This window comes from Rhizorhabdus sp. (assembly GCF_018006725.1).
In the GTDB taxonomy this organism is placed as follows: domain Bacteria; phylum Pseudomonadota; class Alphaproteobacteria; order Sphingomonadales; family Sphingomonadaceae; genus Rhizorhabdus.
The window spans coordinates 1-6274 of record NZ_JAGMXV010000248.1; the positions used below are offsets into that span (position 1 = coordinate 1).

A 6274-nucleotide genomic window follows, 5' to 3' on the forward strand; every position below is an offset into this window, starting at 1 on the left:
ATCGTCAACCATGAGGAGATGGTGACCCGCTTCGCGATGGAGGCGATGGCGCACATGATCCTGACCGGCGATCGGGTGGTCGATGTGAAGCGCGAATCCTTCGACCGCTACAACGCGTATCTCGACAAGCGCGAGGTACTGAAGATCTACACCGACAGCCGTGCGCAGAATTTCTTCATGAACAAATATGCGCGATCGTCGGTGATGTGCCCGCTGGGGCCGTCGGAGATGTGGCGGATGTTCCGCGACGATGGGCCGAACGATATCGTCTTCAGCAACTGATCCGTTCCGCCAGGAGGGTTTTCATGTCTGTATTGGACCGGATCGATCCGGAATATCTGCCCATCGTGAAGATGGTCCCGATCATCGACCTCGAGGATGTCACGCAGGCGCGTGCGGCGCTGAAGGCAGTGTTCGAGGCCGCGGGCACCGCGCCAGCCGTGCCTCGCGTCGCGAGCGCGGATCATCATGCTCCCGGCTGGAACGGCGCGCCCGATGTGCTGGTGCGGACTTTCCGCCCGGTCGATGCGACTGGCGACCTTCCGGCTTTGCTCTGGATCCAGGGCGGCGGCTATGTGCTGGGCGCGGCCGATCTCGACGATGCGCTGTGCGGGCAGATCGCGATCGAGCAGCAATGCCTGGTAGCCTCGGTCGCCTATCGGCGCGCACCGGAAGAGCCTTTTCCGGCGGCGAGCGACGATTGTTATGCGGCGGCGCGCTGGTTGTTCGCGCAGGCGGCCGAGCTGAGCGTCGATGCGGCGCGCATCGCCGTCGGCGGGGCGAGCGCTGGCGGTGGGGCCGCGGCGGCGCTGGCGCTACGCGCGCGCGACAGCGGCGACTTCACCTTCGCCTTCCAGCTGCTGATCTATCCAATGGTCGACGACCGCAACGACAGCGACTCCGCGCGGCGGATCACCGATCCCGAGCTGTGGTCGCACAAGAATAACGGACTCGCGTGGAAGGCCTATCTCGGCAGCGCCCATGGCACCGACGCCGTGTCGCCCTATGCCGCACCGAGCCGGGCGAGCGATCTCGGGCGGCTGCCCCCGGCGGCGATCTTCGTTGGCGAGCTCGACGTCTTTTTGGACGAGAGCATCGACTATGCCCGCCGCCTGACCGCGGCCGGCGTGCCGACCGAACTGCACCTCTATCCCGCCGTCTATCACGGCTTCGACGTCCATAAGGCCGATGCGGTCACCTCGCAGCGCTTCATCGCCGATCGCCGCCACGCCCTGAGCCGGGCCTTCGCCCAGGCGCGCGCGCGATGATTGTCGCGGCATCGCAGCCGATCGCCCTGATCACCGGTGCGGCCACGGGTATCGGCGAGGCTGCCGCGCGCGCGCTGATGGCGCGGAACATGGTCGTCGTCGGGACCGACGTCGACATCACTCGCGGCGAGCGGGTGTTTGCCGAATTCGGCGCACCGCATCTGTTCCTGCCGCTCGATGTCCGCGATCCGGCGGCCTGGGTGCGCACGGTTGGGGAGATCGTCAACCGCTTCGGCCGGCTCGATTTCGTACATCTGAATGCCGGAGTGATGAGCCGTCCGAAGGGCGCGCCGTTGATGGACGATCCGCTGACCTGGTTCACCGCCGAAGGCTATGCCAAGGTGATGGACGTCAATCTCGGTGGCGTGGCGCATGGCATCAAGGCCGCGATCGAGGCGCCGGGACTTTCGCGCATCCTGATCACTGCATCGGGGGCGGCGATCCTACCGCTCGACCTCGATCCCTATTATACCGCGTCCAAATATGGCGTGCTGGGCATGGGCCTCGCGCTCGCTCCGACGCTCGAGAAACGCGGCGTGCGGCTCGATGTTCTTTGCCCCGGCGCGATCGGGACCGACCTGACCGCCCCCGACATCCGCGCCGCGATCCACCAGGAACCCGCCGCCTTCATCGGCGAGGCGGTCGCCACCCTGGCTACTACCGATGAACGCGGGCCGGTGTGGCTGGCTTTCACCGAGGCAGAGGGGCTGAAACGCTACGACGTTCCTGGCCTGCCGGGACTGAACGGAGCGCTCGACGTCACCGACCAAGCATAATGCACACAATGATTGCGTTGCCGATTGTCGTGCTGCTGCAGGTGACCGTATGAAAAGATCATTAATTCAATAAATTCGGGATTTTCAGGCGGAGGCTTACGGCGATTGCCGCACGGCTTCAAAAATGGATTGCCTACAATCTCATTATTGCATACATGTTGGGGGCGTTGATTAAGTCGCCAGAGAGGCGGCGCGCGACGCCAGGGAGAGGAAGACGATGAAGCGCAATATGACGGCTCATTGGTTGGCGGGCGCTGCGGCGGTTCTGGCCTATGCCATGCCGGCCTACGCCCAAGACGGGGATGCAGCTCCGGCCGAGCAGCAGGATGGCGGCATCACCGACATCGTCGTGACGGCAAATCGCCGCGCGGAGCGGCTGCAAGACGTGCCGATCGCCGTCGCCGCCTTCGGTTCGCAGGAGCTCAAGGCCTCGGGTGCTAACACCGTCCAGGACCTCGGCAACCTGACCCCCGGCCTGACCATCGCCAACCAGTCGGCGGGCATAACCCCCTTCATCCGCGGCATCGGTGCGGTCGACAATACGCTGGGACAGGAGGGCGCGGTCGCGGTCTATGTCGACGGTGTTTACATCCCGTCGGCCTATGCCTCGCTCTTCTCGTTCAACAATATCGAGCGGGTCGAAGTGCTGAAGGGGCCGCAGGGGACGCTGTTCGGCCGCAACGCCACCGGCGGCTTGATTCACGTCATTACCCGCGATCCGGGCCAGGCGACCGCATTTGAGGGCAGTCTTTCCTACGGCAATTACGACACGGTGAAAGCGCAGGCCTATGGCGCCGCGCCGCTATCGGACACCCTGTCGCTCAGCGTGGCGGGAATCTTCTCGCATCAGGGCAATGGCTTCGGCCGTAATACGACGCTCAACCGTGACGTCGGCTTCGTCGGCAATGATCGCGCGGGACGGAGCAAACTCGTCTGGAAGCCCACCGAAGATACGACCATCAAATTCGCCGCCGATTATGCGCTGACCAAGCATTCGGATCAGGGATCGGTCAAAACCTATCTGCCTGGATCGATCTCGAGCATCGACGGGCTCGGTGGTGCCGGAGGCTGGTGGGACGTGCGCGGTGGCGCGATCGAGGGCATCCGCACCGAGCAGGGTGGGGCCTCGCTCCATGTCGACCACGACTTCGGCGGCATCAGCCTGGTCAGCATCAGCTCGTGGCGCAAGTCGAAGGTCGTTCAGTCGTTCGACAATGACGCGACCCCCGCCGTCGTGCTCGATGCCTATATCGACTCTCAGCGGACCCGGACCTATAGCCAGGAGCTCCAGCTCCTGTCCGATCCGAGCGCCGATTTGAAGTGGATCGTCGGCGCCTTTTTCCTTGATGACCGCTCGTCCTTCGCGGCACCGAACGGCCTCGGCCTATTCGGCAGCGCGGTCGGAACCGCGGTGTTGATCCAGAACACGATCAAGACCCGTTCTTATTCGGCGTTCGGCGAACTGACCGTGCCGCTTGGCGAGAGCACCGAGATTACCGGGGGCATCCGCTACACCAGCGACAAGCGGACTATCTTCGGCAAGACCGACGTCCTCACCGCCTCGGTGCCGGGCGCGCCGCTGCTGGTTAGCGTACCATCGCCGGAGCAGAGCAGCCGTGAGAAGAAGCCGACTTGGCGCCTGGTCGTGAACCACGACTTTGCCCCCGACATCATGGGCTATGTCTCCTATAATCGTGGCTTCAAGAGCGGTAATTTCAATGCCGTCACCGCGACTGACGCGCCGTTCAAGTCCGAGACGGTCGATGCCTATGAAGTTGGTCTGAAGAGCAGGCTGTTCGACAACCGCCTGCGGTTTAATGCGGCGGCCTTTTACTACAAGTACAACAATCTGCAGCTTTCGGTGCTGCAGGGCTTCAACCTGGCCACGATCAACGCCGCCAATTCGCGCATCTACGGTCTCGACCTCGATGGCGAGTTCGCCTTCAACCGCGATTTCCGGATCCGGTTCGGCGCGGCCTATCTGAACACCAAGTTCGAGGATTTCCCCAACGCGCAATGTTCGAGCCGTGATGCGGCCGGTCGGACCACCCAGTTCGTCTGCGACGCCTCGGGCAACCGGCTGACCCGTTCGCCGAAGACCACCTTCACGATTTCTCCGTCCTACGGCTTCGACACCGATGTCGGCCGGATCGATCTGTCGGCGACCTATGCCTATAATAGCGGCTTCTTCTGGGAGCCCGACAACCGCCTCAAGCAGCCATCCTATTCGCTGCTCAGCGGCCAGATCGGCTGGACGGACAGCAGCGGCCGCTATGGGGTCAAGGCGTTCGGCAAGAACCTAACCAACGAGAAATATGCGCTGTGGATGGTGGCCTTCGCCTTCGGCGACGAATATGCCGCCGCCCCGCCGCGCACCTATGGCGTGGAGCTGAGCGTTAAGTTCTGACGCCATCCCATGTTCGTTTCGTGCCCGCAGCGCTGAACCGGCGTCGCGGGCACCCCTTTGTCGGAGGCGTGCGATGATCGGCGGCCAGCAGAAAGCGGACGGCCTTCCCGGCCAGATGCAGCATTGGGGGCTGACCCTCGACAAGCTGATCGTACAGGCGGCGCGCTGGCATGGACGGCGGGAGATCGTCTGGCGCCAGGCCGACGGATCGATCGGACGGTCGGACTATGCGGCGCTGGAGCGGGCCGCCCGGCGCCTGTCGTCGGCGCTGCTCGCTGCGGGCATCCGCCCCGGCGACCGCATCGCGACCATAGCCTCCAACAATTTCGACCATCTCGCGCTCTGGTATGGCGCGATGGGTGTCGGCATCGTCTGCCACACGATCAACCCGCGGCTCCACGTCGACCAGCTCATCTTTATCGGCAACCATGCCGGCGATCGGTTGCTGTTCGCGGACGTCGGACAGGCGGCGCTCGTCGAACAGATCCTACCGCATTGTCCGACGATCGAGGCGATACATCTGATCAATGGAGCGGCCGAAGGACTGTCCTATCCAGATCTGCCGGCCTTCGTCCGCGAGGCTTCGCCCGAGATCGCCTGGGGTGGCTTCGCCGAGGATATGGCCGCGGGGCTCTGCTACACCTCGGGAACGACGGGCAATCCCAAGGGCGTTCTCTACTCGCACCGCTCCAACTATATGCTGGCGCTGAACACTAGCCTGCCCGACGCCTTCGCTCTGTCGAGCCGCGATGTCATCATGCCGGTGGTGCCGATGTACCATGCCAACACCTGGGGGCTGGCGTTCAGTGCGGTGATGGTCGGCGCGAAGCTGGTGCTGCCCGGGCCGCTGCTCGACGGCGCGGCGCTGCATGAACTGATCGAGGGGGAGGGGGTGACCTTTTCCGCCGGGGTGCCAACGGTGTGGCAATCCTATGTCGATTATCTGCGCGCGATCGGTGTCGCGCGGTCGGGGCTGAAGCGGGTGGTGATCGGCGGTTCGGCCTGCCCGGTGGCGCTGATGGAGGCGCTGGAGGCGTTGGGGATCGAGGTCGTCCACGCCTGGGGCATGACCGAATTGTCCCCCGTCGGCCTGGCGGCGACCCCGACGCCCGACAGTCTGGCGCTGCCCCCGGACGAGCAGCGGCGGCTCGCGGCCAAGCAGGGGCATCCGGTGGGAATCGATGCGATGATCGTCGACGACGCGCAGGCGCCGCTGGCGCATGACGGCGAGAGCGCCGGGCGGCTGATGGTGCGCGGGCCGGCGGTCATCGATCGCTATTATGGCGCCGAGGACACCGCGCTGGAGCCCGGCGGCTGGTTCGACACCGGCGACATCGCGACGATCGATCCGCAGGGCTTCGTCCGGATCACCGACCGGTCCAAGGACATCATCAAGTCCGGCGGCGAGTGGATCAGTTCGGTCGACATCGAGAATATGGTGATGGCGCACGCGAATGTGGCGCAGGCCGCGGTCGTTGCGATCGCCCACCCCAAATGGGGCGAGCGGCCCAAGCTCTACGTCCAGGAACGTCGCCCCGGCGAAAGCGATCGACCTTGGGGTAGATGTCGGGAGGGGAATCGGGGGTGATGCCCAGTTCGAGCTTATCGAGAATGACGCGCGGGTATTCGTCCTTGCGGTGGCCGGGCACGCGGCCTTCGAGATGCGGGTCGCCAATCAATAACAGTCCCTGATAGTCGCGCTCAGCCATGCTGATGCTCCGGGCGGCCGCTGGCCGCGCAGGCAAGGAGCGCATCACCATCGATCGGCGAGCCGCAGGTGGGTCACACGCCTTGATCGGCGGCCCAGCGGCGCAGATCATCGG

4 protein-coding genes and 1 pseudogene are annotated in these 6274 nt (G+C 64.6%); all 5 read left to right on the forward strand.

The features are described 5' to 3' along the window. A pseudogene (locus KAY22_RS22770) lies at positions 1-282 on the forward strand (hypothetical protein); the annotation flags it as partial. Between the two features lie 23 nt (positions 283-305). Continuing rightward, entirely contained in the window at positions 306-1268 is a 963-nt protein-coding gene (locus KAY22_RS22775; protein WP_296625470.1) for an alpha/beta hydrolase, read from the forward strand. After that, positions 1265-2044, forward strand: a complete 780-nt coding sequence (locus tag KAY22_RS22780) for an SDR family oxidoreductase (protein WP_296625471.1) — start codon at positions 1265-1267, stop codon at positions 2042-2044. Before KAY22_RS22775 ends, KAY22_RS22780 begins: the two co-directional genes overlap by 4 nt. Before the next feature lie 217 nt (positions 2045-2261). After that, the gene (locus tag KAY22_RS22785) at positions 2262-4451 is read left to right on the forward strand and encodes a TonB-dependent receptor (protein ID WP_296625472.1); all 2190 of its coding nucleotides are present in this window, start codon (positions 2262-2264) and stop codon (positions 4449-4451) included. 73 nt (positions 4452-4524) lie between these two features. Beyond that, positions 4525-6039 (forward strand): AMP-binding protein, encoded by a 1515-nt coding sequence (locus KAY22_RS22790; RefSeq protein ID WP_296625473.1) that lies wholly within the window; start codon positions 4525-4527, stop codon positions 6037-6039. Positions 6040-6274: the final 235 nt, after the last annotated feature.